A 25,773-nucleotide genomic window follows, 5' to 3' on the forward strand; every position below is an offset into this window, starting at 1 on the left:
CGGCAAGGCATCGCTAATTCTTGCGGTTCACCCGCGACTATCCGCAATAGGATGTGTTACATCCCCTATAAAGCGGGTCTGAATACTAACTAAAGCCTCGGATGTACGCAAGGGTAATTTGGTGCCCATTAACCGATTGAGGAAAAAAACAGCGCATCGGAAAAAAAGACCGGAAAATACTGATTACTCAGTAGTTCACACATTTGCCAGCGTGGTGGCAAGAGTCTCGCCCCTTGCCACTGTTTCAGTCCGCTGTGTTGCCGTTTAGCCTGCGGCTCTTACTGCATCCGCAATGTGGTTTGCCATCTGTGTCACGGTCGCCTCATCTTCCCCTTCTACCATCACGCGGATTAGCGGCTCCGTACCCGATTTACGCAGCAACACCCGACCACGACCGGCCAGTTGCGCTTCCACATCCTGGGTCGCCTGTTTCACCGCATCACTTTCCAACGGGTCCCCCTCGCCAGAAAAGTGAACATTCACCAGTATTTGTGGGAAAAGTTTCATACCACTGCACAGGTCATGCAAGCTCATGTGGTTGCGCACCATCGCTGTCAGCACCTGTAAGCCTGCGATGACCCCATCACCAGTCGTCGTTTTATCTAGCAGGATAACGTGGCCTGAATTCTCTGCCCCCAGCCGCCAGCCTTTTGACTGCATCAGCTCCAGAACATAGCGGTCACCCACTTTAGCGCGGGCAAACGGCACACCAAGCTGTTTTAGCGCTACTTCAAGCCCCATGTTACTCATCAGAGTGCCGACCGCACCACCACGGAGCTGGCCCTGACGCAACGCTTCACGCGCGATGATATACAGGATCTGGTCGCCATCCACTTTGTTACCCTGGTGATCAACCATAATCAGACGATCACCGTCACCATCAAACGCCAGGCCCACATCAGCCTTTTCAGACAGTACGCGTTCCTGAAGTTGAGTCACATCGGTCGCACCACACTGCTCATTGATGTTCACCCCATCCGGCTCACACCCAATCGCGATCACCTTGGCACCTAACTCGCGCAATACGCTGGGCGCAATGTGATAGGTCGCACCATTCGCACAATCGACCACGATTTTGAGACCATTAAGACTCAACTCACTCGGAAACGTACTTTTGCAGAACTCAATATAACGTCCGGCAGCATCGACGATACGGCTTGCCCGGCCCAATTCGGCGGATTCTACGCAAGTCAGCGGTTTTTCCATTTCCGCTTCGATCGCCTCTTCTACTTCGTCCGGCAACTTGGTGCCGTCAATCGAAAAGAATTTGATGCCGTTATCGTAGTAGGGGTTATGGGACGCTGAAATAACGATGCCAGCCTCTGCGCGGAAAGTCCGGGTAAGATACGCCACCGCCGGGGTTGGCATCGGGCCGGTGAATGATGCTGACAGCCCTGCGGCAGCCAAACCTGCTTCGAGCGCAGACTCCAGCATATAACCCGAGATACGGGTATCTTTGCCGATAATGATCTTTCTGGAACCGTGGCGTGCCAGTACCTTACCGGCTGCCCAACCCAATTTCAGTACGAAATCAGGTGTAATCGGCAGGTCGCCCACCTTGCCCCGAATACCGTCAGTGCCAAAATATTTGCGGCTACTCATATTTGTTGTTATTCCTTCGCTGATAGAGTTGCTTCGACTACACGTATCGCATCCACCGTCGCTTTCACATCATGGACGCGGATAATATGGGCCCCTTTCATGGCAGCAATCACTGCACACGCCACACTCCCGTAAACCCGCTCAAGGGGCGGGACGCCCAGCAGTTGCCCAACCATGGTCTTTCTGGACATGCCAACTAATAGCGGTAAGCCAAATTGGTGTAAGTCTTCCAGACATCCCAGCAGCCGATAATTGTGCTGCAAATTCTTGCCGAACCCGAACCCGGGGTCCAGCAATAACTGTTCGCGTGGCATACCAGCAGCGGTACAGCGGGTAATATGATGCTCAAAAAATGCCATAACCTCACCCACGACATCATCATAATGCGGTGTGTGTTGCATGGTTTTTGGTAATCCCTGCATATGCATCAGGCAGACGGGCAAACCTGTTGCTACCGCAGCCTCCAGCGCCCCTGGCTCTCTGAGCGCCCGAATGTCATTAATCAGATGAGCACCCGCCTGTGCACTGGCGGTGATCACTTCCGGTTTAGACGTATCGACTGAAATCCAGGTTTCAAAACGTTGTGCCAACGCTTCCACCACCGGAACAACGCGATCCAACTCTTCTTGCGTGCTGACTTCATCAGCACCAGGCCGGGTAGATTCACCACCAACATCAATGAAAGTCGCACCCGCAGAGATCATCTGTTCAGCATGGATCAATGCGGCGTTGAGGGTATTGTGCTTACCACCATCAGAAAAGGAATCAGGGGTAACATTCAGGATCCCCATAACCTGGGGACAGGAGAGATCTAGCGTTAATCCGCGCGCGTTCAATTTCATGTTCTGTATCTCAGTGCGTTTGGTTAGTGCGCCCTTCTGGAGTAAAAAACCCCGGCAAGCCGGGGTTTGAGGGAATTGGCAGCCCAGATGAGGACTGTCACACCGTATTTGTCTTACTTGTCGTTCAACGGCCCAGACATCGTATTACCCGACGTTGGAGTATGGGGTTCATCCGCCGTTGTCGGCGCTTTAGGTGTTCCGCCATTATCAGACGAGGAAGAGTTATTACCCGGTGTCGGATCTTCCCAACCAGCCGGTGGACGAACATCCTTGCGAGACATCAGATCGTCAATTTGCGGCGCATCGATAGTTTCATACTTCATCAGTGCGTCTTTCATTGAGTGCAGAACGTCCATATTCGCCATCAGCAACTCACGGGCACGCTGATAGTTACGCTCGATCAACGCCTTCACTTCCTGGTCGATGATGCGTGCAGTTTCATCCGACATATGCTTGGCTTTAGCAACAGAACGACCGAGGAATACTTCACCTTCCTCTTCCGCGTACAGTAACGGCCCCAGTTTTTCCGAGAAGCCCCACTGCGTTACCATGTTACGCGCAATAGACGTCGCCACTTTAATATCGTTGGACGCACCGGTAGAAACATGTTCCGGCCCATAGATGATCTCTTCAGCCAGACGACCGCCGTACAGCGTAGAAATCTGACTTTCCAGCTTCTGACGGCTGGCGCTGATAGCATCACCTTCAGGCAGGAAGAACGTCACCCCCAGTGCACGACCACGCGGGATAATTGTCACTTTGTGTACCGGATCATGCTCAGGCACCAGACGCCCGATAATGGCATGCCCAGCTTCGTGATACGCCGTGGATTCTTTTTGCGCCTCGGTCATGACCATAGAGCGACGTTCCGCCCCCATCATGATTTTGTCCTTGGCCTTTTCGAATTCCACCATAGAGACCACACGACGATTGCCACGAGCAGCAAACAATGCAGCCTCGTTAACCAGGTTGGCCAAATCGGCACCGGAGAAACCTGGCGTACCGCGAGCAATAACGGAGGCATCAATATCCGGCGACAGCGGCACTCGACGCATGTGAACCTTCAAAATCTGTTCACGGCCACGCACATCAGGCAAACCAACCACAACCTGACGGTCAAAACGACCGGGACGCAACAACGCCGGGTCCAGTACGTCAGGACGGTTAGTGGCGGCGATAACGATAATACCTTCGTTACCTTCAAAACCGTCCATCTCAACCAGCATCTGGTTCAGCGTTTGTTCACGTTCGTCGTGACCACCGCCCAGACCTGCACCACGCTGACGGCCCACGGCGTCGATTTCATCGATAAAGATGATACAAGGTGCGGCTTTCTTGGCCTGTTCGAACATGTCTCTTACGCGCGAGGCACCGACACCGACAAACATTTCCACAAAGTCGGAACCCGAAATGGTGAAAAACGGCACCTTGGCTTCACCCGCAATAGCTTTCGCCAGCAAGGTTTTACCGGTCCCCGGCGGGCCAACCATCAGCACGCCTTTCGGAATTTTACCGCCCAGCTTTTGAAAACGGCTTGGTTCGCGCAGATACTCAACCAGCTCGGCGACTTCTTCTTTGGCTTCATCACAGCCCGCCACATCGGCGAACGTGGTTTTAATCTGATCTTCAGTCAGCATCCGTGCCTTGCTTTTACCGAACGACATGGCACCTTTGCCACCCCCGCCCTGCATCTGGCGCATAAAGAAAATCCAGACGCCAATCAGCAAGAGCATAGGGAACCAAGAGATGAAGATCGACGCCAACAGGCTCGGTTCTTCTGGCGGCTCACCAACGACTTTTACGTTTTTGGTCAGAAGGTTATCCAGCAGTTTAGGATCGTTGACAGGGATATACGTGGTGTAACGGCTGCTGTCTTTTTTGACAACATTGATCTCGCGCCCATTGATGCGCGCTTCACGGACCTGATCCTGATTCACTTCAGTCAAAAAGGTTGAATAATCCACCCTACGGCCATTCGACTCGCTGGGCCCAAAGCTCTGGAATACGGACATCAGCACAACTGCGATGACCAACCAGAGAATCAGGTTTTTCGCCATGTCACTCAAGGGATTAACCTCATATTACAACTGTGTTAAAGAATAGCGTCAGGGTACTATAGTTTACGACCTGTCGCTACAATGTACACCTCACGGGACCGGGCTCGGGAGGCATCTGGCTTACGAATCTTTACCGTCGTAAACAGGGAGCGAATCTCGCGCAGGTACTCATCGAAGCCCACACCCTGAAATACTTTCACTACGAAACTACCACCTGGCGCTAATATATCCCGGCACATATCCAGTGCAAGCTCAACCAGATACATCGCCCGGGGAATATCTACCGCCGGCGTACCGCTCATGTTCGGGGCCATGTCAGACATCACCACCTGAACCTTTTCGTCCCCAACCCGTTCCAGCAGGGTTTTGAGCACTAATTCATCACGAAAGTCCCCTTGAAGGAAATCGACTCCAACAATAGGATCCATCGGTAAAAGATCACACGCGATAATGCGCCCTTTTCCACCGATCTGGCTGACGACATACTGCGACCATCCGCCTGGTGCCGCCCCCAGATCTACCACAGTCATACCGGGTTTAAACAGCTTGTCCGTTTGCTGTATTTCATCAAGTTTAAACCAAGCGCGCGAGCGAAGCCCCTTTTTCTGCGCCTGCTGTACATATTTATCGCTAAAGTGTTCCTGCAACCAGCGACTGGAACTTGCAGAACGCTTTTTGTTAGCCATCGATTTTCCAACTATGATTTTTCTAACTAGTGTTAATTAAGATGCCAGCAGCGGACAACAGCGCTCAACGATAGCCAATCAGTATAGCCGGATTGGTGATAATCATGAGATGGCGGTAGAATGGTCCGCTTTCAATCCTAACCTAAGCAAAAAAGACAATGAATCTGAGTAACAAACAAAAACAGCACCTGAAAGGCCTGGCTCATCCGTTAAAGCCAGTCGTCATGCTGGGCAACAACGGCCTCACCGAAGGTGTACTGGCTGAAATCGAACAGGCTCTGGAGCATCACGAACTGATCAAGGTGAAAATCGCTACCGAGGATCGTGAAACCAAAGGGTTGATTGTCGATGCCATTCTGCGTGAAACCGGCGCCAGCAACGTTCAGGTTATCGGCCACACTCTGGTGCTCTATCGTGCGTCAAAAGAGCGCAAGATTGTGTTGCCTCGTTAACATTTTCGATTCAGGTTACCTTGTTTCACCGCAAGGTTCCATGACCCGCTGGTGAGAAAAAAGGCCGATATCGGCCTTTTTCCTTTCTTTACAATCCAGACTGGCGTCTTGTTTGCTCGCCATTATCAGAGGTATTCAACCTTCAGAATTTCGTACTCCACCACACCACCCGGCGTGCTGATCGTCACCACATCATCTTCTTCTTTGCCAATCAGGCCGCGGGCAATCGGCGAATTCACAGAAATCAGGTTCTGCTTGAAGTCAGCCTCATCGTCACCCACGATACGGTAAGTCTGCTCTTCTTCCGTATCCAGGTTCATGACCGTCACCGTCGCACCAAAGATAACGCGACCATTGGCCGCCATTTTGGTGACATCGATGACCTGAGCATTAGACAGCTTGGCTTCAATTTCCTGAATCCGGCCTTCACAGAACCCTTGCTGCTCACGGGCCGCATGGTATTCCGCGTTTTCCTTCAAATCGCCATGTTCACGCGCCTCAGCGATCGCTGCGATAATTTCAGGCCGACGCACCGACTTCAGGAAGTCCAGCTCTTCGCGTAACTTTTCAGCACCACGCAACGTCATCGGAAATTGTTTCATATCGTCACTACCTCTAAAAAATCCGTACGGCTCACGTTATCGTCATCCTGACGCGATAAAATCACCTGCGACGGAATGTTTCCATGCCAGTGCACCTGACAATTTAAACAAAAACCGCCTCTCCCGGAACATCACTTCCAGGCCAGACGCGTTTTTGCATTTTGATACGCATTTTACCCCAGAGTTCCACCAGGGTCATCGTTTACTTTATCCCTTGATGCGCCGTAGTATGACCACCACGTTACCCTGTACTTGATTGAGATTATGCGTTTTTTATCGATTCTGACCGGTTTTACCTGCGCAGTTGCCCTGCATGCCAACGCCGCCGCCATGGATGAGTACACCAAATACCTGCCAGATGGGGCCAATCTGGCGCTGGTGGTACAAAAAATCGGTGCCCCGACGCCAACGCTCGATTACCACAGCCAACAGATGGCGTTACCTGCCAGTACGCAGAAAGTTATTACTGCGCTAGCAGCATTGTTGCAGTTGGGGCCGAACTACCGTTTCGTCACGACGATAGAAAGCAACGGTGCGCTTACCGGCGGGGTATTACGCGGCAATCTAACAGTACGCTTCAGCGGTGATCCTTCACTGAAACGTCAGCAGATTCGCAATATGGTACAGGAACTGAAAAAACAAGGTGTCCGGGAAATCAGTGGTGACGTCTTTATCGACACATCCGTGTTCGCCAGCCACGATAAAGCCCCCGGCTGGCCCTGGAACGATCTGACCCAATGTTTCAGTGCGCCGCCCGCCGCAGCCATTGTCGATAAAAACTGCTTCTCTATTTCGCTTTATAGCGCGCCCAAAGCCGGTGATAACGCATTTATCCGGGTGGCGTCCTATTATCCGGTGCACATGTTCAGTGAAGTACGCACACTGCCAAAAGGCTCGCCAGATGCCCAGTATTGCGAGCTGGATGTCGTGCCGGGCGAACTCAACCGATACACCCTCACGGGTTGTCTGACACAACGAGCGGAACCCTTACCGCTGGCGTTTGCGATTCAGGATGGTGCCAGTTATGCCGGGGCCATCGTAAAAGACGAGCTGGAACAAGCTGATATCCGCATCGATGGAAACCTGCGACGCCAGACATTACCGGGTGCACCCGGCACAGTACTGGCGCAGACCGAATCCGAACCGCTGCATGATCTGCTGACGACTATGCTGAAGAAATCGGACAACATGATTGCCGATACCGTATTTCGCACCATAGGGCATGAACGCTTCAAAGTGCCTGGGACCTGGCGAGCCGGGGCCGATGCCGTACGCCAAATCCTGCGTCAGAAAGCGGGCATTGATCTTGGCAATACCATTATCGTTGATGGATCAGGACTCTCCCGACACAACCTGATCGCACCCGCGACCATGATGCAGGTACTGCAATACATCGCCCAACACGATAATGAGCTGAATTACATCAAGATGCTGCCGCTGGCCGGTTATGACGGCACATTACGCTATCGGGCGGGCCTGCACGAAGCCGGACTTGATGGCAAAGTCTCAGCCAAAACCGGTTCTCTTCAGGGCGTATACAATCTGGCAGGGTTTATTACCACCGCCAGTGGTCAACGCATGGCCTTCGTGCAGTATCTTTCTGGTTATGCCGTACCACCGGAAGATCAAAAAGAGCGACGCATTCCGCTGGTCCGTTTCGAAAGCCGTCTTTACAAAGACATCAACCAAAACAATTAACCAGACAAAAAAATCCCTTATCTGCGGTATGCAGATAAGGGAAACATGTACAACTAACAAGCAAACTTTTTGACTACCGACCTGATGGTCGTCGCGGCATTAACGCTGATAAATGATTTCGACGCCTTCGTCGTCATCCTCATCCCAGTCGTCATCCCACTCTTCTTCCGCTTCTGCCTGAGCCGCTTCCAACTGCTCACGGTGATAGTCATCCCACATGAAATCGACTTTTTCAGGTGCCTTGCTTTCGACTTCAGCCATTGCTTTCGGCTGAGTCTCCAGGAAGTTCATCACATCCCAGCACAGGGCATTCACCCCTTCACGGTTAGCCGCCGAAATCAGATAATATTTGCCTTCCCAGCCCAGCGCTGCGGCAATTGCCTTCGCACGGCCTTCCGCCTCGCTTTTCTCCAGCAAGTCGACTTTGTTAAATACCAGCCAGCGCGGTTTTTCTGCCAGAGATGCACTGTATTGCTGCAACTCATTGACGATCACTTTGGCATTTTCGATCGGATCGGATTCATCGATCGGTGCCAGATCGATCAGGTGCAATAGCACACGACAACGCTCCAGATGCTTCAGGAAACGGATCCCGAGTCCGGCACCTTCAGATGCCCCTTCGATAAGCCCAGGGATATCCGCCACGACAAAGCTTTTCTCGCTATCCATACGCACAACGCCCAGGCTCGGCACCAGCGTTGTAAACGGATAATCGGCTACCTTCGGTTTGGCCGCCGACACCGCACGGATAAAGGTCGACTTGCCTGCATTCGGTAACCCCAGCATGCCAACATCCGCCAGCAACAGCAACTCCAGCAGCAACTCACGTTCTTCACCCGGCGTACCATTGGTTTTCTGCCGGGGCGCACGGTTGACGGAAGATTTAAAGCGGGTGTTACCGAGCCCGTGCCATCCGCCTTTCGCGACCATCAATTTCTGCTGATTACGGGTCATATCGCCCAGCACTTCGCCTGTGCTTTTATCCAACACACGCGTACCAACCGGCACCTTGATGGTGATGTCTTTACCGCGCTTACCGGTACAGTCACGACTCTGACCGTTCTGACCACGCTCTGCGCGGAAACTTTTCTCAAAACGATAGTCAATCAGGGTATTGAGGTTTTCATCCGCCAGCAGGTAGACATCACCGCCGTCGCCGCCATCACCACCATCAGGCCCGCCGTTTGGAATATATTTTTCACGGCGGAAGCTGACACAGCCGTTGCCACCGTCGCCCGCCACAACCAAAATAGTGGCTTCATCTACAAACTTCATGAACTATCTCCGCAAAAAACCAATAGAGAATGACCGACGCGTTTGAATAATTTATTGGTTCTCTTTGGCTCAACGAATTGGGTTGATGACAGATAACCACAGTATGTCACCTGCCACTGAAAAACCGACGCATCAGAACTGTTTCGATAAAAGGGCGCTGATTGTACCTGCTTGGCGAAAGGATTTCACCTGTATTAAAAATAATCAGCCCACATCAGCTTCGCCATGGCCTTAAACATGCCTTACCACAGCAGCCTCACACCCGCGGATATTTGGAACGCCTTGCTGCGATCACATGATGCCCGATCGCGGCAAACATTGCCCCCGCCACAACGACAAACGCGCCGACGTATCCCAGCAGGTTAAGCGATGGCGCAGCAAATACCGATGGCCAGGCCAATGACAACAGATCCGAGAAAAACAGCGTAAACAGCGGCGTCAGCGTAATAATGGTACTCACCTGCGCGGCTTGCCAGCGTGCCATGGCCTCCGCCAGTGCACCGTAACCAACCAGCGTATTCGCACCGCAAAACAACAGGCAAGCGAATTGCCAGCCGGTTAACTGAAACAGTGTGCCCGGCTTCGCCCAAGGTGTAATAAACAACACACAGAGTGCGTAGAGCAGAAAAAGCAGTTGCTGCGAAGTCAGACGTCGCAGCAATACCTTTTGCGCAACGCCATACGCAACCCACACGGCAGCTGCCGCCACGCCCAGTAAGATCCCGAAGGTGTAATCCGTCAGGCGGGTAAACAACTCAACCAGACTGTTGTTGAAAAACATCAACAATCCACAGATCAATATTCCGGCACCGATGACCTGGTTGACGCGCATCTTCTCTTTTAGAATAACGACGCTGGCGACCATCAAGCCTACCGTAGACAATTGCCCGATCACCTGTGACGCAGTAGGACTCAGATATTGCAACGAAGAGCTGAACAATACGAAGTTACCCAGCAGTCCTCCTGTTGCTATCAGCAGCAAAATCCACCAGCGTTGATGATCGAACGTCCGCAGCTTTGGCAACGTGCCTTTGCTGTACAAAAAAATGCCCAATCCGACGGACGCAATCAGAAACCGATACCAGACGATGGTGTAAGGCTCCATCGTCGCCAGAACCTGTTTCATCGCGATTGGCAGCGCCCCCCAGCATACGGCGGTGGTCAGCGCCAGACAAAACCCGATGCCAGCATTCTGTTTCATCACATCACCTGTTCTTTTTATTGATGTCGTTAACGTGCAGCGTTTTTATCGTACATCTAAATGTAAAAAGCCCCGCAACAAGTGCGGGGCTTTATGATTCAACCTGATACCGAAAAATTACTCAGCAACGATGCTGATGTATTTACGGTTGTTCGGGCCTTTAACTTCAAATTTGACTTTACCGTCAGACAGTGCAAACAGGGTGTGGTCTTTGCCGCAACCTACGTTGCTGCCGGCGTGGAACTTGGTGCCACGCTGACGAACGATGATGCTGCCAGCCAGAACTGATTCACCGCCAAAGCGTTTCACGCCAAGACGTTTGCTTTCTGAGTCGCGGCCGTTACGAGTAGAACCGCCAGCTTTTTTGTGTGCCATTAATCCGCTCTCCTAAAACTTAAGCGCTGATGCCGGTGATTTTCACGTCAGTGAACCACTGACGGTGGCCAGCCTGCTTACGGTAGTGTTTACGGCGACGAAACTTAACGATTTTAACTTTCTCGCCACGGCCGTGAGCAACAACTTCAGCCTTGATTTTGCCGCCGTCGACGAAAGGAACGCCGATTTTGACATCTTCACCATTGGCAACCATCAGAACCTGGTCAAACTCAACAGCTTCACCGGTTGCGATGTCCAGCTTTTCCAAGCGAACGGTCTGGCCTTCGCTTACTCGGTGTTGTTTACCACCACTTTGGAAAACTGCGTACATATAAAACTCCGCTTTCCGCGTGCTTCTTTGAATGATGTGAAGCGCGCTATAAATATTCACAATAGGGCGCGAATTCTACGCAAAAAACCTACTGATGACAAGCGCAGAATCAATCAATGTGAAGAAAAAGGATACAACCCATGAACTGCCGTTTATCTGTGCCGTTTTTCAAGTACAATCAGCCCTAACGTTCCCTTTTCAGTGCCGATATCAGCAGTATTTTCACGGCAGAAACAGAAGCAATCAGCTGGCAGAAACAATGAACTTAGAGCAAATCACAGCGTTAAGCGCACAGGATATGGCCGCCGTCAACCAGACCATACTGGATCAGCTCAACTCCGATGTTGTCCTGATCAATCAGTTAGGAAATTACATCATCGGCGGTGGCGGCAAGCGCATCCGTCCCATGATAGCGGTACTTGCCGCCAGAGCGCTGAATTACCAGGGTGACAAGCACATTACCGTTGCCGCGCTGATTGAATTTATCCACACCGCCACGCTTCTCCATGATGACGTTGTCGACGAAAGTGATATGCGCCGGGGAAAAGCCACGGCGAACGCGGCGTTCGGTAATGCCGCCAGCGTGTTGGTCGGCGACTTCATCTATACCCGCGCGTTTCAAATGATGACCAGCCTGGCTTCGCTGCGCGTGATGTCAGTCATGTCTGATGCCGTTAACGTCATTGCGGAAGGCGAAGTACTCCAGCTCATGAACTGCAATGACCCGGACATCACCGAAGACAGTTATATGCGAGTAATTTACAGCAAAACGGCCCGGTTATTTGAAGCGGCTGCGCAATCTTCCGCTATTTTGTCGGACGCCAGCAGCGAGCAGGAACTGGCGTTACAAGAATACGGCCGCTACCTCGGCACCGCATTCCAATTGATTGACGATTTGCTTGACTACAGCGCCGACGGCAAAACACTGGGGAAAAATACCGGTGATGACCTGAACGAAGGCAAACCCACCTTACCGTTGCTGCATGCCATGCACCACGGTAATGATGAGCAGCGCACCATGATTCGCCAGGCGATTGAGCAAGGCAACGGCCGCCATTTACTGGAACCGGTCTTAGCGGCCATGCAATCCTGCGGCTCTCTCGCCTATACGCGCCAAAGAGCCGAGGAAGAAGCCGACAAAGCTATCACCGCGATTCAGTGCCTGCCAGCCAGTGATTTTCGCACTGCGCTTGAAGGGCTGGCCCACCTCGCAGTGCAGCGCGACTTCTAAATCACTCTTCTTTATTTACATAGTCCAGGCTTTTGCATTTATGCGGCCCGTTTTCCAAACGGGCCAGCACACTCATCGCCCCTTCACGCAGGATGTGTCCAATTAACCGGGTACGTTCTTCCGCCGACAGTTGATGATAAATTTGAATCCAGGTGTATTCCTGCGCACCGTCCGATGCCGCCGAGACATAATCAGGCGCAGTTTCACGCATCTGTGTCGTCCCCATCAACGTCGCCCTCATCAATGTAGCTTTGACTTCCTCCGGCAAGCTCCAAATGGCGTACTCAACACCTTTACCCTGAACGCCTTTGCGACGTCGTCTTTCCCAGCCATGTTCCTTGGCTTTTTTATTCAGCCCCTGACGGGATTTCGGCAATCCTGCCACGCCCAATAATTCATTCGTCGTAAACCATGTTTTTTCCATCCTAATCTCTCCCTTTCATCTCATTCCTGATACGAATACATAACCAGGAGACTAAAAACCCGATTACGTTTCCATATAATAGACTAATTTTATTCAAATCACTAACGCAATAGCGTTAAAGGCAAGAGTAGTGGTGTCGGTGAAAGTTCCACATAAAGAAATAAGCTGGAGAAACCGCAGGGAAATAAGAGAAAGCCATTCCACAATAGAGAGCAACTGGGAATGGCTGAGAGATTTAATCAGAAAAATCTTTTATCAAAGTTGCGCTTAACGTATTAGCCAGACCTAACTGCTTCAACGTGGAAGACACCCCTTCGCGCATGATATGCGCCACCAGTTTTTCCCGTTCGGGGACCGACAACTGGTGGTAAATCTGAATCCAGACTGACAGCATGTCTGATGGTTTTGCCGCATATTCACCTGACGTTTCCTGCAGTAGCAGCGTTTGCTGAACAGACTGAGGTAAGCTATGGATAGAATATTCTACCCCCCGTCCCTGTACACCTTTACGGCGACGCTTTTCCCAACCATCTTCTCGGGCTCGCTTATTCAATCCTTGCCGTGATTTAGGGAGTCCGCCAATACCAACCAATTCGCTGGTCGCAAACCACTCTTTTTTCATGTCCTTTTCATCCCGATAGTGATACACGTTACCTATTCAGATCCATTTGGAAATTAATTTGGAAATATTAAGGAAATTGGTGCTATATTATTTCCAAATAATGGCTTGAGGTTAGCAAAACCATTAACCATTAGCTGTTAGTTATACCATTAATACGCTGTCGTCTTAATAGCAATAAGGGAAGGATTATGAATTCAAGGAAAAATGACTGGCATCCTGCCGATATTATCGCAGCATTGAGAAAGAAAGGGACAACACTTGCTGCAGTATCGCGCGGTGCCGGCTTGAGCTCTTCCACACTGGCTAATGCCCTATCCCGTCCGTGGCCAAAGGGTGAATGGTTAATAGCCGATGCGCTGGGGATTCATCCGTCGGAAATATGGCCCAGCCGCTATTACGATCCACAAACGCAAGAATTACTCGACCGAAAAAAACTGATCCGCCCGCCATCGGATTCACAATCCGAATAATGCTGTCAAAAAAGAAAGGCCGGAGAATACACTCCGGCCTTATCAGCAATACAGGTAATCACGAGTCGTGATTATTTCTTATTGACGAACTCTTCGCCCAGCGCGATATCCTGTTTCAGAGTATCCAGCATGCTGACCAGAGCCTGTTGTTCAAATGCGCTGAGCGTACCAATTTCTTTACGCTCAGCCACACCGTTTTTGCCCAGCAACAGCGGTTGTGCGAAGAAGCGGGCATGTTTGCCATCACCTTCAACATAAGCACATTCAACCACACCGCTTTCACCCCGCAGAGCACGTACCAGAGACAAACCAAAGCGAGCGGCAGCCTGACCCATGGACAAGGTTGCAGACCCGCCACCGGCTTTCGCTTCAACCACTTCGGTACCGGCATTCTGAATGCGTTTGGTCAGGTCAGCCACTTCCTGCTCAGTGAAGCTCACGCCCGGAATCTGGGACAGCAATGGCAGAATAGTCACACCGGAGTGACCACCGATAACCGGTACTTCAACATCCTGCGGCTGTTTGCCTTTCAGTTCAGCCACGAAAGTATTTGAGCGGATAATGTCCAGCGTCGTGACACCGAACAATTTGTTTTTGTCATAGACGCCCGCTTGTTTCAGGACTTCAGCCGCAATCGCCACCGTCGTATTGACTGGGTTGGTAATGATACCGATACAGGCTTTAGGGCAGGTGCTGGCAATCTGAGACACCAGGTTACGCACAATGCCAGCGTTAACGTTAAACAGATCGGAACGATCCATACCCGGCTTACGGGCAACCCCGGCAGACATCAGCACGATATCCGCACCTTCCAGAGCCGGAGTCGCATCTTCACCACTGAAACCTTTGATTTTCACGTCGGTAGGAATGTGGCTCAGATCAACCGCCACGCCCGGTGTAACCGGAGCAATATCATAAAGTGAGAGCTCTGAACCTGAAGGAAGCTGGGTTTTGAGGAGAAGAGCAAGGGCTTGACCAATACCACCTGCGGCTCCGAGAACTGCAACTTTCATCCTAAACTCCTTATTATGTTAAGTAAAATTACCGTGGATGCGTTTAGTTAAAAACGTTTATGCTCGCGAGAGAAGCCAGGCACCAGACCTGCTTTCAGAGGGGCACTACATAGGTCCGCTGCAGTAGATCGGTGCACAGCGATAACGCACTATGTGATTAATAATAAACTAACAATCGACCTGATATCTGAAAGGTAATTAAAGTAACAGGCAATTGTGATGTGCCCCGACATAAGCCCACGACTGATTAACGGGTATGTTACATTACACCTGTAAGCAGCCCCCAAACAACATCATTTTGATAACATTTATTTTACTTTTATGTGATGAAGAGCACACTTTTTGACGTCTCGGTAAAGGATCGCCCCACACATTTTCTCGCCTGATAGCCCCCCCCCCACAATCCGATTTTATACGCGCCTATATTGCATAAAAATTCATTTAAATGCATAATCGTGGTATGTTTCACTTTTCCCCGGACACGGTGCAGAATGCGTAGTTCAACTAAACAAGAAGATCTGGTTAAAGCGTTCAAAGCGCTGTTAAAAGAAGAGAAATTCAGCTCTCAGAGCGAAATTGTGCAGGCATTGCAGGACGATGGCTTCGACAACATCAACCAGTCGAAAGTGTCACGCATGTTGACCAAGTTTGGCGCGGTGCGTACCCGCAACGCCAAAATGGAAATGGTTTACTGCCTGCCTGCTGAGTTAGGAGTGCCTACCACCACCAGCCCGCTGAAAAATCTGGTGCTGGATGTTGATCACAACGATGCCGTGGTCGTCATTCATACCAGCCCGGGTGCGGCGCAGTTAATCGCTCGCCTGCTGGACTCACTGGGCAAATCGGAAGGTATTCTTGGCACGATTGCGGGTGATGACACCATTTTCACCACGCCTGCCAGGGGATTTAGTGTCAAACAATTGTATGAAGCCATCCTGGTTCTGTTTGAACAGGAACTCTGATTTCCCGCCGCCCCGTGATGTGTTCGGGGCGACAAGGCGATATCAGCAACGCATCACAAGGCCGGCAACTCTGCCAATGGCCAGCGCGGCCGCACAGTAATGCCAAGCTCCCCGGTGACGCCCTGGGCGAACCGTACTGCGCCCGCATACGCAATCATCGCGCCGTTATCGGTACAAAATTCAGGACGCGCGTAGAACACCTCACCACCGCGTTTAGCCATGATCTCTGCCAGACGCTGACGCAATGTCCGATTAGCACTTACGCCGCCCGCCATCACCAGCCGACTGAACCCGGTCTCGTCAAGCGCACGCCGACACTTGATGGCCAGCGTATCAACGACGGCATCTTCGAATGCTCGTGCGATATCGGCTTGTGTCTGCGGATCGTTGCCATTCTCACGGATGGTATTGGCGGCAAAGGTCTTCAATCCCGAGAAACTGAAATCCAGACCGGGACGATCCGTCATGGGTCGGGGGAAGACAAAACGGCCGGGGTGCCCGTTTTGCGCCATTTTTGACAGCAACGGCCCCCCCGGGTAATCCAGCCCCAAGAGTTTGGCGGTTTTATCGAACGCTTCCCCCGCCGCATCATCAATGGATTCGCCCAGCAAACGGTATTCGCCAATACCGGTCACGCTGATCAACTGAGTATGCCCACCAGAGACCAACAGTGCGACAAACGGAAACGCGGGAGGATTATCTTCCAGCATGGGAGCCAGCAGATGCCCTTCCATGTGATGAACCGGTATGGCAGGCACATTCCAGGCAAACGCCAGCGAACGTCCCACTGTCGCCCCCACCAGTAGCGCGCCGACCAGACCTGGGCCTGCGGTGTATGCAATGGCATCGATATCACCCTGCTGTAGCCCTGCTTCTGTTAACGCCGCCTGAATCAGTGGCACGGTCTTGCGGACATGGTCGCGGGACGCCAGTTCAGGTACCACGCCACCATAATCGGCATGCAGTTTTACCTGGCTATAAAGCTGATTTGCCAGCAGCCCGGCCTGCGTGTCATAAATCGCGACCCCGGTTTCATCGCAGGATGTTTCAATACCCAATACGCGCATTGCTGTTTTCACTCTCGGTTACATTTTTACCGCGACCAACCTGGCCGCTTGATTCAGGCGGCGCATAGTCTATCATAAGCCCGCCCACAGACACGTACCCCCGCATCGCGCGTTTTATGATCGCTGATGGACTTTACAAACGCGCCACAGTTGCAGTAGAATTCCGCACCATTTTGAAAAGGCTGGCACAAGGCCAGCAACAAACCGAATTTACTGAGGTGAGAGGCACATGCCGGTAATTAAAGTACGTGAAAACGAGCCGTTCGACGTTGCTCTGCGTCGTTTCAAGCGTTCCTGCGAAAAAGCGGGTGTTTTGGCTGAAGTTCGTCGTCGTGAGTTCTATGAAAAACCGACTACTGAACGTAAACGCGCTAAAGCATCTGCTGTGAAACGTCACGCTAAGAAGCTGGCTCGAGAAAACGCACGCCGCACTCGTCTGTATTAATTTTTAGGAGGGTTATCCTCCACCGCGTGATTAATCCGCAGACTTAGCAGTTGCATACGAAGGCCGTGCATTTCCGAAAGGAATGCGCGGCTTATTGTCGTTTATAAACGTATATAGATAAGGGGCTTATGGCTGGACGTATTCCCCGCGTATTTATTAATGACCTGCTAGCCCGTACCGACATCGTCGACCTGATCGATGCGCGCGTTAAACTGAAAAAGCAGGGCAAGAATTACCACGCGTGTTGCCCGTTCCACCACGAGAAAACCCCGTCATTCACCGTAAACGGTGATAAGCAGTTCTACCATTGTTTTGGCTGCGGTGCCCATGGCAACGCCATTGATTTCCTGATGAATTACGATCGTCTGGAATTTGTTGAAAGCATTGAAGAACTGGCTGCAATGCACGGTCTGGATGTCCCTTACGAAGCAGGCACCGGTCCGACCCAGCTCGAACGCCATCAACGGCAAAGTTTATACGAGCTGATGGAACAATTAAGCGCATTTTACCAACATACTCTGAACCAACCTGCCGGTACGCCAGCCAGAGAGTATCTGGCCAGACGAGGCTTGAGCGATGATGTCATCCGTCAGTTCGCCATCGGATGTACGCTGCCAGGGTGGGATAACGCGTTAAAGCGTTTCGGGCGCAACAGCGACGATAAAACGACGCTGACTGATGCCGGTATGTTGGTGACCAACGAGAATGGTCGTACTTACGATCGTTTTCGCGATCGAGTGATGTTCCCTATCCGTGATAAACGCGGGCGGGTCATTGCGTTCGGTGGTCGGGTCATGGGTGACGGCACCCCAAAGTACCTGAACTCGCCGGAAACCGAGATTTTTCATAAAGGTAGACAGCTGTACGGTCTGTACGAAGCACAACAGAAAAATCCGGAATTGAAACGGTTGCTGGTGGTCGAAGGCTATATGGATGTGGTTGCGCTGGCACAGTTTGGCATCGATTACGCAGTCGCCTCACTGGGAACCTCAACAACAGCGGATCATATTCAGTTGCTGTTCCGCGCTACCGATCAGGTGGTGTGTTGTTACGATGGCGACCGTGCTGGACGCGACGCTGCCTGGCGAGCGCTGGAAACCGCGCTACCCTATCTGGATGACGGCAGGCAATTGCGTTTTATGTTCCTGCCAGATGGCGAGGACCCGGATACGCTGGTGCGTCAGGAAGGGAAAGCCGCGTTTGAGCAGCGTATTGAACAGGCGATGCCACTGTCATCATTTTTGTTCGATTCACTGCTACAACAGGTCGACATGAGCACCCCTGACGGGCGAGCCAAGCTGAGTACGCTGGCATTACCCCTTATTGGTCAAGTGCCAGGTGAAACGTTACGCTTATACTTACGTCAACAGCTCGGTCATAAGTTGGGGCTGCTGGATGACAGCCAGTTAGACCGCTTGTTACCGAAGACAGCGGAACAAACATCGTCTTACCAGCCTCCACGGCTAAAAGTCACAACTATGCGTATACTGATAGGACTTTTAGTACAAAACCCGAGGCTGTCCGCCGAGGTGCCGACACTGGCACTGGATGGCGTGGAAGAAAGTAAAGTAGCGGGCCTGGAGCTATTTTTAGATCTGGTGAAAGCCTGCAATGAAAGCCCAGGCATGAACATGGGGCTGCTGCTGGAGAAATATCGCGAAAGTAAATATCGCAAGCAGCTTGAAACCCTCGCCGCCTGGGACCATATGATTGAAGACGACGAGCTCGAAGAGAAATTCCGGGTCAGCCTGGCCGAGCTCTACGACCAGTTGCTTCAGCAACGGATGGATACGCTTATTGCCCGCGAGAGAACACACGGGCTGAGCATGAATGAGCGCAAAGAGTTGTGGTCTCTGCAACTGGCGCTGACACGAAAAAACTGATTTCCTGCGGCTTAACTGCCGATAAATAGTAGGGTTGATCCCTACAGCGTGCCGCTACAGGGGCTGCGGCGATAAGAAAAATTCCCCTAATGCTATTGTTAGCGATTTACGCTGACCGACACCAACCCCAATATTCTGAAGTGTGGATACCGTCTTATGGAGCAAAACCCGCAGTCACAGCTCAAGCTACTTGTCACCCGTGGTAAGGAGCAAGGCTACCTGACCTATGCCGAGGTCAATGACCATCTGCCGGAAGATATCATCGACTCCGATCAGATCGAAGACATCATCCAGATGATTAACGACATGGGCATCCAGGTGATGGAAGAAGCACCGGATGCCGATGATCTCATGCTGGCTGAGAATACCGCCGACGAAGACGCTGCTGAAGCCGCAGCACAGGTATTGTCCAGCGTCGAATCCGAGATTGGCCGCACGACCGATCCCGTTCGCATGTACATGCGTGAAATGGGCACCGTTGAACTGCTGACCCGTGAAGGGGAAATCGATATCGCTAAGCGAATCGAAGACGGGATCAATCAGGTTCAGTGCTCTGTTGCCGAGTATCCAGAAGCGATCACCTATCTGTTGGAACAGTACGATCGCGTTGAAGCTGGAGAAAGCCGCCTGTCCGATCTGATAACAGGCTTTGTCGATCCGAACGCCGAAGAAGATTTGGCACCGAACGCCGCTCCTGAAAACGCTGAACTGGCTGATGACGGCATCGACGACGACGACGACGAAAACGAAGAAGACGAAGACGATACCGACGATGACAACAGCATCGACCCGGAGCTGGCGCGTCAAAAATTCACCGAACTGCGCGATCAGTACGAAGCGACCCGCGTCAGCATCAAGGCGCATGGCCGCAGCCACCCGTCGGCGATTGAAGAAATCAACAAACTGTCTGAGGTATTCAAGCAGTTCCGTCTGGTGCCAAAACAGTTCGACCTGCTGGTAAATAACATGCGTTCCATGATGGATCGCGTGCGAGCTCAGGAACGCCAGATCATGAAGCTGTGCGTTGAGCTGTGCAAAATGCCGAAGAAAAACTTTGTCACGCTGTTTACCGGTAACGAAACCAACAGCAAGTGGTTCGAAGCCGCACTGTCCATGGGCAAACCCTGGTGTGAAAAACTGCGCGACGTTGAAGACGACGTACATCGCAGCCTGCAAAAACTGCAACAGATCGAAGAAGAAACCGGCCTGACTATCGAGCAGGTAAAAGACATCAACCGTCGCATGTCCATCGGCGAAGCCAAAGCGCGTCGCGCCAAGAAAGAGATGGTGGAAGCGAACCTGCGTCTGGTTATCTCGATAGCCAAGAAATACACCAACCGTGGTTTGCAGTTCCTCGACCTGATTCAGGAAGGCAACATCGGCCTGATGAAAGCGGTAGATAAGTTCGAATACCGCCGTGGCTATAAGTTCTCCACCTACGCCACCTGGTGGATCCGTCAGGCGATCACCCGTTCTATCGCGGATCAGGCGCGCACCATCCGTATCCCGGTGCATATGATTGAGACCATCAACAAACTCAACCGTATTTCGCGCCAGATGTTGCAGGAAATGGGTCGCGAGCCGACGCCGGAAGAACTGGCTGAACGCATGCTGATGCCGGAAGACAAGATCCGCAAAGTATTGAAGATCGCCAAAGAGCCTATCTCGATGGAAACCCCGATCGGTGATGATGAAGATTCGCATCTGGGCGATTTCATCGAAGATACCACGCTGGAGCTGCCGCTGGACTCCGCTACCTCGGAAAGTTTGCGTTCTGCCACCCACGACGTACTGGCTGGCCTGACCGCGCGTGAAGCCAAAGTGCTGCGTATGCGTTTTGGTATCGACATGAATACCGACCACACGCTGGAAGAAGTCGGCAAACAGTTCGACGTCACCCGCGAACGTATTCGTCAGATTGAAGCCAAAGCGTTGCGTAAATTGCGCCACCCGAGCCGTTCTGAAGTACTGCGTAGCTTCCTGGACGACTAAGAGAACAGGTTTTACTCTTTATCACACCCCCGGTTTCGACCGGGGGTTTTTATTTAGGCCTTAATAGCCTCACCCTGCCAGTCTGCCGGACAAAAGCGATCCCCCTCACCCAGCCGATGCACTCATATCCAGCTCCACCAGACGGTGTGCGAATCCCTAGTAATAACAATCCACTGTAGAGTGAATACAAAACGACCATATGGTCGCCGCGCTATAGACCCGACTAGCCGGATTACCTATAATCAACATCCGCATGGCCCCTTAGCTCAGTGGTTAGAGCAGGCGACTCATAATCGCTTGGTCGTTGGTTCAAACCCAACAGGGGCCACCAAATTTTCTATGCTAATACAAACAAATTGCGAATATCCCCCTTTTGCCCCCTCTGGGATCAAACTAGAGCTGATAACATTCGGATTAATGTCTGTTTCTGATGTGGTGATAGCGCACAGATGATTTCTCCGAGTATCCGGCTGTCGTCTTTTTGCTTGATGTAATATGAGAAAGAAATCTCAGATTCGAATTTCTGGTTTGTACAACCTGAATTATCGCATTCAACAATAATTTCAAACCGATAGCGTGTTAGGTTGTTTGTACCAATGACACTTGCAGGCTTCCTACAACAAGGGCACAGTACAGCCACTTGCTCTTTAGCTGGTAGCCTCCTTGTCATGACCTCCTGACCCAGAATGTCTAACACCCAACGCAGAAACGCTTTCACGACCGGCGTTCTGGCGAACATAGCGAGTAGGTGGGCCCCACATAATGAGAATATGCGAGTTCTCATTCTTCTCGATGAGTCGTTTATACGATTGGTCACTGAATCGATGACCAATAACATTCCCACCGAAAATTCATCTGAATTCTAGTTGTACTAGGTTAGTAATAGATTTCACATTTCGCACCGGAACATCGCGAAGAAACATTAAGACTTACCCCTTTGACAAGTACCTGATATGGCAATGTTATGCAGCAGATGCGTCTCAATTTGACAGTCGGCTAAGAGCGAGAAGTAGGTATTCCTATAGCGGAAGACCTTTCTGCACATAATATCCCTAATTCATTCACATCGCCACCCTGCGAATGATTGCACATGTAATTAATTTCAAAAACGTAGTTCTATTTCATCGCACCTTAACGGATTCACCTAAAAAAATGAATAATAAAATAATAAAAAATGGAACTAAATATCTATAACTAATAACAAGTAATGTAATTTAAAAATAAAAATTATTATCTATTTTTATTTATTAAAATAAATCAATATATTATAGAAAATAGCACGATTTGAAAAATAATTAAGATATTATATATTTTATTTATATTGATAATTATCACTTGACAAAAAAAACCTTATCTCATTGATTGCATAATAAAAGAAAATCCCCTTACCTTTAAAATAAAAAAATAATCCGAATTTTTTATGTGAGGATGAGATTTTATAACCCATCCAGGGCGGGAAGATAGCATTTGCACAATTCTAAAAACGGATAATACTTATCTCGTTCTTGAACAAAACAACACTGTCAATTGGCGTGAAATATGGTTTACATCACTCAAAGATACTGAAAGGGAATATAACACCATGTCTTCATATTCTATTTCTGTTAAAAACTCTAGCGGCGCTGCTGCTAATGTCGCTATCTATCAAACTTACCCTAATCTGGTCACCGGTTTGCCATTAGTATGGCTGCTGCAGACGATCAACGATGGCAATACGAACAGCTATAACTGGTCAATCGACTGGGCGCTGAACTGGGGTACAACTGAACAACCATTGGCCCCGGGTGTTCTCTGGAGTTCCGGCGGCCCGATCCAAAGTATGAATCCTACGGCAAGTGGCGGAAACAACTCGATGGGTGTTACCTACACTAATGGCCAGTTCCAGACACAGCCGACGGCATATAATAATCCGGATGTTGCTTCCGGCAACATGCTGGTAACAACCGATTCAACATTCACTGTCACGCAATCCAAAGCAATGAGTCTTGCTGTTTATATGAATTCCCTACCGGCATTCGCGATGCAGGGGAAACCCAATGGGAACTTCATGTTTGATACACATCCGACATATTGGATTTGTACAACAGATTCAAAAATAGGTGTTGCTGTTTCAGGAACCTTTGTTAGCAGCCCGAAGCAGTTCTCCTTCGCTAACGGAGTAACCTCATTGAAGTTTGAGCTTAATGATACGTTGCAATTTGTTCAGCTCTAATAAAGTGGTTTTCCCGAAAGGATATTTGTAGCGACTTTATTCACAGCTGTAGTCTGAGAAACCAACCTGGAGGAAACGACGGGTTGGTTTTTTGAAAAATAACAGGGTGATCTGAGCTTCACACATTGATAGAAATCAGTTTGTTATGATTTTACTCCCTATCATGAACGCCCGATCACACAGAAAGTACTGTCGCCTAAGTTTGCCTTAATAAGGAACCCTATTGTGACTTATTCAGTAACCGTGACTAATAAGAGTGGCCAGCAACAAAATGTGGCCATATATATAGGTGATTCTTCAGACAATAGTGGTTTTTCACTTGTCTGGTTGTTGAAGCCGATCAATAACAGTGGAAATGCTACCTTCTCATGGGTTGAGAACGATTATGGGTTAGGTTGGGGGAATACCAGCGGACAGATTGATATTGGTGTGGCATTTTCTCAAGGGCAAGATCCCACACCCGCATTTCCGAATGTTGTTGTCGGTAATAATGCGCTACCCGTTAGCTATAACAATGCTGGTTTTTTCTCTGGCGTGCCCTATTCAGACAATAATATTACTGACAAATTAAAAGTCTCAACCGATTCAAGTTTTACGGTTTCGAATGCCCTGACCATGGGTATTGCTCTTTTTATCTATAAGCTGCCTGCGATAATAATGCAGGGCAGCCCTAATATGAATTATTACTTTATGATACCGAAATTGTCATATTATTTGGTTGTCACCAATTTTAAACAAGGGGTCGTACTGCCTGCTATGGATTCGATGTATGCCAGAAATACATCAGCAAATAGCATGGGCAAGCCAGTTAAAATCCCCTTCGGTTCAGGAGCAGAAAACTTAGCTTATACGTTGGATGGCTCTCTAAATTTTATCGCTAATTAAGGTGATTTTTATTAAAAACGCTAACAAAAAATCAATTCATTATCCATGAAAAAATTATCGCTGACTTCTTCCGCAAGAGAACAAGGGAAACCTAATTTGTTAAAACGAGCCGCTGCATTTATTGCAGTTTATTCTACATGGTAAACAAGGATATATATTTTATGAAAATAAAACATTTTTCACGCTCCCTAACCGCTGGCGTTATTCTGAGTTCGCTGGCTGCCTTGTCTGCACCAGCTTTTGCCGTAGACCTGCCTTTCAGTGCCAATTGCCAAAATCATTCGGCCATTGCGGTAGCGGCACCCAATACCGGGATTACATTCCGTAAAAACCCTAACAGCCCGGCAACCCGCGCTGCAACCGCGACAGTCTTCAGTATTAACGGCATGCATAATATTACTATTCCGGCAAATGTTGTTTCGTGTTTCTACGCCGTACAAGGCAATGATAACTACTGTTTCCAGGCTTCCAACAATGCAGCTGCGTTCACCAACATCAACGCGGTTGCCAACACGAATACCGCCGCCGCACCAAACTGTCAGTAAGCGCATTGTCTTTTTTAGAACGACAGGTGATGGAAGCATTATCTCATTTACCGTCTACCGTCCGGAAATATCCGGGCGGTAATATCCTGTCCTTTGGGTAGTGGTGCCGATAATTGGGTAAGTGATGTAAGAGATGGAGGTCTAAAAACTTTAGAAGATATACGGTGGCAGTTACACAGAATCAGGCACAGCCACTTTCATGCATCAACGTGCCTTATATGTAGTCCCCCCCCCCCAACAGTCAAAATGCACAAGCATAAATTCGACATGTGCTCCGCTACCGCGGCTTCCTTCCTCGCCTGATTAAAATCGGTTATAACCTATACACCCTGCGCAGACTAACGGTTTCATCATGGAGCTTTATACAGAGCGGTTGTACCTTCGTCCGGTTTCCCCATCCGATGTGGATTGTCTGTTCCGTATCTATGGCGATCCTGCAACTAACCTGTTTAACCCTGCTGGCCCTTATCCTGATATTGAGTATACCCGCACCGTGCTGGCTCGCTGGCTTAGCCACTGGGACGAGCGAGGATTTGGAAACGTAGCCATTACGTTGCGTGATGACCCGCTGACGGTTATTGGATTCGGCGGATTAAGCATCAAAACTTTCGCTGACATCACTATCAACAATCTTGGTTATCGTTTAGCGACACAGGCATGGGGAAAAGGGCTGGCAACAGAGTTTGCTCGCCGTATTCTGCGTTATGGATTTGATGACATCGATGTCAGCGAAATTTCAGCCGTGGTCAGGGTAAATCATCAGGACTCACAGAATGTCCTGAACAAAGCAGGCATGAAGCGTGTCGGAACACTGCATGATGTCGACAGTGGACCGCCCAGCCTACTGTTTACACTGACTCAGGATGAATGGCGCAAACGCTGATATTTTTTACCTGCAGCA

General features: G+C 50.2%; 25 protein-coding genes and 1 tRNA gene. 13 read left to right on the forward strand and 13 right to left on the reverse strand.

The features are described 5' to 3' along the window. Positions 1-264 precede the first annotated feature (264 nt). The 4 genes from glmM to rlmE form a co-directional block, all read right to left on the reverse strand. Positions 265-1,602 (reverse strand): phosphoglucosamine mutase, encoded by a 1,338-nt coding sequence (glmM, locus tag FGI04_RS15645; protein WP_342698696.1) that lies wholly within the window; start codon positions 1,600-1,602, stop codon positions 265-267. Positions 1,603-1,610: 8 nt separating this feature from the next. Next, positions 1,611-2,444 carry a dihydropteroate synthase gene (gene folP / locus FGI04_RS15650; protein ID WP_407336963.1) on the reverse strand — a complete coding sequence of 278 codons (834 nt, stop codon included), beginning with the start codon at positions 2,442-2,444 and terminating at the stop codon, positions 1,611-1,613. Positions 2,445-2,557: 113 nt separating this feature from the next. Next, the gene (gene ftsH / locus FGI04_RS15655; protein ID WP_012883335.1) at positions 2,558-4,510 is read right to left on the reverse strand and encodes an ATP-dependent zinc metalloprotease FtsH; all 1,953 of its coding nucleotides are present in this window, start codon (positions 4,508-4,510) and stop codon (positions 2,558-2,560) included. Between the two features lie 47 nt (positions 4,511-4,557). Further along, entirely contained in the window at positions 4,558-5,187 is a 630-nt protein-coding gene (gene rlmE, locus FGI04_RS15660) for a 23S rRNA (uridine(2552)-2'-O)-methyltransferase RlmE (RefSeq protein WP_012883334.1), read from the reverse strand. A gap of 158 nt (positions 5,188-5,345) precedes the next feature. Between rlmE and yhbY the strand changes: the two genes are divergently transcribed. After that, positions 5,346-5,639 (forward strand): ribosome assembly RNA-binding protein YhbY, encoded by a 294-nt coding sequence (yhbY, locus tag FGI04_RS15665; RefSeq protein ID WP_012771131.1) that lies wholly within the window; start codon positions 5,346-5,348, stop codon positions 5,637-5,639. 125 nt (positions 5,640-5,764) lie between these two features. Here the strand turns inward: yhbY and greA are convergent, their stop codons facing one another. Beyond that, complete coding sequence (gene greA / locus FGI04_RS15670) at positions 5,765-6,241, reverse strand: transcription elongation factor GreA (protein WP_019843796.1); 477 nt, start codon at positions 6,239-6,241, stop codon at positions 5,765-5,767. A 264-nt stretch (positions 6,242-6,505) separates the two neighbouring features. Here greA and dacB point away from each other — a divergent pair, with 264 nt between their 5' ends. Further along, positions 6,506-7,939, forward strand: a complete 1,434-nt coding sequence (gene dacB, locus FGI04_RS15675) for a serine-type D-Ala-D-Ala carboxypeptidase (RefSeq protein ID WP_342698698.1) — start codon at positions 6,506-6,508, stop codon at positions 7,937-7,939. A gap of 99 nt (positions 7,940-8,038) precedes the next feature. Here dacB and cgtA read toward each other — a convergent pair whose 3' ends face one another. The 4 genes from cgtA to rplU form a co-directional block, all read right to left on the reverse strand. Next, entirely contained in the window at positions 8,039-9,214 is a 1,176-nt protein-coding gene (gene cgtA / locus FGI04_RS15680) for an Obg family GTPase CgtA (protein WP_342698699.1), read from the reverse strand. Between the two features lie 256 nt (positions 9,215-9,470). After that, positions 9,471-10,415 (reverse strand): DMT family transporter, encoded by a 945-nt coding sequence (locus tag FGI04_RS15685; protein WP_407336964.1) that lies wholly within the window; start codon positions 10,413-10,415, stop codon positions 9,471-9,473. Positions 10,416-10,532: 117 nt separating this feature from the next. Beyond that, on the reverse strand, positions 10,533-10,790 hold the full coding sequence (rpmA, locus tag FGI04_RS15690) for a 50S ribosomal protein L27 (RefSeq protein ID WP_012771136.1): 258 nt from the start codon (positions 10,788-10,790) through the stop codon (positions 10,533-10,535). Positions 10,791-10,809: 19 nt separating this feature from the next. Next, positions 10,810-11,121, reverse strand: coding sequence for a 50S ribosomal protein L21 (gene rplU / locus FGI04_RS15695; protein ID WP_016943772.1), 312 nt, complete (start codon positions 11,119-11,121; stop codon positions 10,810-10,812). Between the two features lie 259 nt (positions 11,122-11,380). Between rplU and ispB the strand changes: the two genes are divergently transcribed. Then, complete coding sequence (gene ispB, locus FGI04_RS15700; RefSeq protein ID WP_038915552.1) at positions 11,381-12,352, forward strand: octaprenyl diphosphate synthase; 972 nt, start codon at positions 11,381-11,383, stop codon at positions 12,350-12,352. Between the two features lies 1 nt (position 12,353). Here the strand turns inward: ispB and FGI04_RS15705 are convergent, their stop codons facing one another. Further along, positions 12,354-12,776: a DNA-binding protein gene (locus tag FGI04_RS15705; RefSeq protein WP_342698701.1), complete on the reverse strand. Its 423-nt coding sequence runs from the start codon at positions 12,774-12,776 to the stop codon at positions 12,354-12,356. 235 nt (positions 12,777-13,011) lie between these two features. Continuing rightward, positions 13,012-13,398 (reverse strand): DNA-binding protein, encoded by a 387-nt coding sequence (locus FGI04_RS15710; RefSeq protein ID WP_016943770.1) that lies wholly within the window; start codon positions 13,396-13,398, stop codon positions 13,012-13,014. A 188-nt stretch (positions 13,399-13,586) separates the two neighbouring features. Between FGI04_RS15710 and FGI04_RS15715 the strand changes: the two genes are divergently transcribed. Beyond that, the gene (locus FGI04_RS15715) at positions 13,587-13,868 is read left to right on the forward strand and encodes a helix-turn-helix domain-containing protein (protein ID WP_342698702.1); all 282 of its coding nucleotides are present in this window, start codon (positions 13,587-13,589) and stop codon (positions 13,866-13,868) included. A 71-nt stretch (positions 13,869-13,939) separates the two neighbouring features. Here the strand turns inward: FGI04_RS15715 and mdh are convergent, their stop codons facing one another. Then, entirely contained in the window at positions 13,940-14,881 is a 942-nt protein-coding gene (mdh, locus tag FGI04_RS15720) for a malate dehydrogenase (RefSeq protein ID WP_407274566.1), read from the reverse strand. A 491-nt stretch (positions 14,882-15,372) separates the two neighbouring features. On the opposite strand from mdh, the gene argR reads away from it, so the two are divergent. Next, positions 15,373-15,843, forward strand: coding sequence for a transcriptional regulator ArgR (gene argR / locus FGI04_RS15725; protein ID WP_012883324.1), 471 nt, complete (start codon positions 15,373-15,375; stop codon positions 15,841-15,843). Positions 15,844-15,896: 53 nt separating this feature from the next. Here argR and tsaD read toward each other — a convergent pair whose 3' ends face one another. Further along, the gene (gene tsaD / locus FGI04_RS15730) at positions 15,897-16,910 is read right to left on the reverse strand and encodes a tRNA (adenosine(37)-N6)-threonylcarbamoyltransferase complex transferase subunit TsaD (RefSeq protein WP_168366847.1); all 1,014 of its coding nucleotides are present in this window, start codon (positions 16,908-16,910) and stop codon (positions 15,897-15,899) included. 229 nt (positions 16,911-17,139) lie between these two features. Between tsaD and rpsU the strand changes: the two genes are divergently transcribed. From rpsU to FGI04_RS15770, 8 genes are all read left to right on the forward strand, one after another. Next, positions 17,140-17,355, forward strand: coding sequence for a 30S ribosomal protein S21 (gene rpsU / locus FGI04_RS15735; RefSeq protein WP_001144069.1), 216 nt, complete (start codon positions 17,140-17,142; stop codon positions 17,353-17,355). A 128-nt stretch (positions 17,356-17,483) separates the two neighbouring features. Beyond that, entirely contained in the window at positions 17,484-19,238 is a 1,755-nt protein-coding gene (gene dnaG / locus FGI04_RS15740; RefSeq protein WP_168364913.1) for a DNA primase, read from the forward strand. A 156-nt stretch (positions 19,239-19,394) separates the two neighbouring features. Then, positions 19,395-21,230, forward strand: a complete 1,836-nt coding sequence (gene rpoD / locus FGI04_RS15745) for an RNA polymerase sigma factor RpoD (RefSeq protein ID WP_342698704.1) — start codon at positions 19,395-19,397, stop codon at positions 21,228-21,230. A gap of 255 nt (positions 21,231-21,485) precedes the next feature. Further along, positions 21,486-21,561, forward strand: a tRNA-Ile gene (locus FGI04_RS15750). Positions 21,562-22,812: 1,251 nt separating this feature from the next. Continuing rightward, on the forward strand, positions 22,813-23,442 hold the full coding sequence (locus FGI04_RS15755; protein WP_023638891.1) for a RhiA family protein: 630 nt from the start codon (positions 22,813-22,815) through the stop codon (positions 23,440-23,442). Between the two features lie 225 nt (positions 23,443-23,667). Next, on the forward strand, positions 23,668-24,327 hold the full coding sequence (locus FGI04_RS15760; protein ID WP_342698705.1) for a RhiA family protein: 660 nt from the start codon (positions 23,668-23,670) through the stop codon (positions 24,325-24,327). A gap of 161 nt (positions 24,328-24,488) precedes the next feature. After that, positions 24,489-24,872: a hypothetical protein gene (locus FGI04_RS15765; protein WP_342698706.1), complete on the forward strand. Its 384-nt coding sequence runs from the start codon at positions 24,489-24,491 to the stop codon at positions 24,870-24,872. Between the two features lie 352 nt (positions 24,873-25,224). Beyond that, positions 25,225-25,755, forward strand: coding sequence for a GNAT family N-acetyltransferase (locus FGI04_RS15770; protein ID WP_407274514.1), 531 nt, complete (start codon positions 25,225-25,227; stop codon positions 25,753-25,755). The last annotated feature ends 18 nt before the right edge of the window (positions 25,756-25,773 follow it).

Source organism: Dickeya ananatis (genome assembly GCF_019464615.1).
Classification (GTDB): Bacteria; Pseudomonadota; Gammaproteobacteria; order Enterobacterales; family Enterobacteriaceae; genus Dickeya; species Dickeya oryzae.

Excerpts from the sequence above, each read along its gene's own strand:
- glmM (WP_342698696.1), bottom strand. The coding sequence starts at position 1,602 with ATGAGTAGCCGCAAATATTTTGGCACTGACGGTATTCGGGGCAAGGTG.
- folP (WP_407336963.1), bottom strand. The coding sequence starts at position 2,444 with ATGAAATTGAACGCGCGCGGATTAACGCTAGATCTCTCCTGTCCCCAG.
- rlmE (WP_012883334.1), bottom strand. The coding sequence starts at position 5,187 with ATGGCTAACAAAAAGCGTTCTGCAAGTTCCAGTCGCTGGTTGCAGGAA.
- yhbY (WP_012771131.1), top strand. The coding sequence starts at position 5,346 with ATGAATCTGAGTAACAAACAAAAACAGCACCTGAAAGGCCTGGCTCAT.
- greA (WP_019843796.1), bottom strand. The coding sequence starts at position 6,241 with ATGAAACAATTTCCGATGACGTTGCGTGGTGCTGAAAAGTTACGCGAA.
- dacB (WP_342698698.1), top strand. The coding sequence starts at position 6,506 with ATGCGTTTTTTATCGATTCTGACCGGTTTTACCTGCGCAGTTGCCCTG.
- cgtA (WP_342698699.1), bottom strand. The coding sequence starts at position 9,214 with ATGAAGTTTGTAGATGAAGCCACTATTTTGGTTGTGGCGGGCGACGGT.
- FGI04_RS15685 (WP_407336964.1), bottom strand. The coding sequence starts at position 10,415 with ATGAAACAGAATGCTGGCATCGGGTTTTGTCTGGCGCTGACCACCGCC.
- rpmA (WP_012771136.1), bottom strand. The coding sequence starts at position 10,790 with ATGGCACACAAAAAAGCTGGCGGTTCTACTCGTAACGGCCGCGACTCA.
- rplU (WP_016943772.1), bottom strand. The coding sequence starts at position 11,121 with ATGTACGCAGTTTTCCAAAGTGGTGGTAAACAACACCGAGTAAGCGAA.
- ispB (WP_038915552.1), top strand. The coding sequence starts at position 11,381 with ATGAACTTAGAGCAAATCACAGCGTTAAGCGCACAGGATATGGCCGCC.
- FGI04_RS15705 (WP_342698701.1), bottom strand. The coding sequence starts at position 12,776 with ATGGAAAAAACATGGTTTACGACGAATGAATTATTGGGCGTGGCAGGA.
- FGI04_RS15710 (WP_016943770.1), bottom strand. The coding sequence starts at position 13,398 with ATGAAAAAAGAGTGGTTTGCGACCAGCGAATTGGTTGGTATTGGCGGA.
- FGI04_RS15715 (WP_342698702.1), top strand. The coding sequence starts at position 13,587 with ATGAATTCAAGGAAAAATGACTGGCATCCTGCCGATATTATCGCAGCA.
- mdh (WP_407274566.1), bottom strand. The coding sequence starts at position 14,881 with ATGAAAGTTGCAGTTCTCGGAGCCGCAGGTGGTATTGGTCAAGCCCTT.
- argR (WP_012883324.1), top strand. The coding sequence starts at position 15,373 with ATGCGTAGTTCAACTAAACAAGAAGATCTGGTTAAAGCGTTCAAAGCG.
- tsaD (WP_168366847.1), bottom strand. The coding sequence starts at position 16,910 with ATGCGCGTATTGGGTATTGAAACATCCTGCGATGAAACCGGGGTCGCG.
- rpsU (WP_001144069.1), top strand. The coding sequence starts at position 17,140 with ATGCCGGTAATTAAAGTACGTGAAAACGAGCCGTTCGACGTTGCTCTG.
- dnaG (WP_168364913.1), top strand. The coding sequence starts at position 17,484 with ATGGCTGGACGTATTCCCCGCGTATTTATTAATGACCTGCTAGCCCGT.
- rpoD (WP_342698704.1), top strand. The coding sequence starts at position 19,395 with ATGGAGCAAAACCCGCAGTCACAGCTCAAGCTACTTGTCACCCGTGGT.
- FGI04_RS15755 (WP_023638891.1), top strand. The coding sequence starts at position 22,813 with ATGTCTTCATATTCTATTTCTGTTAAAAACTCTAGCGGCGCTGCTGCT.
- FGI04_RS15765 (WP_342698706.1), top strand. The coding sequence starts at position 24,489 with ATGAAAATAAAACATTTTTCACGCTCCCTAACCGCTGGCGTTATTCTG.
- FGI04_RS15770 (WP_407274514.1), top strand. The coding sequence starts at position 25,225 with ATGGAGCTTTATACAGAGCGGTTGTACCTTCGTCCGGTTTCCCCATCC.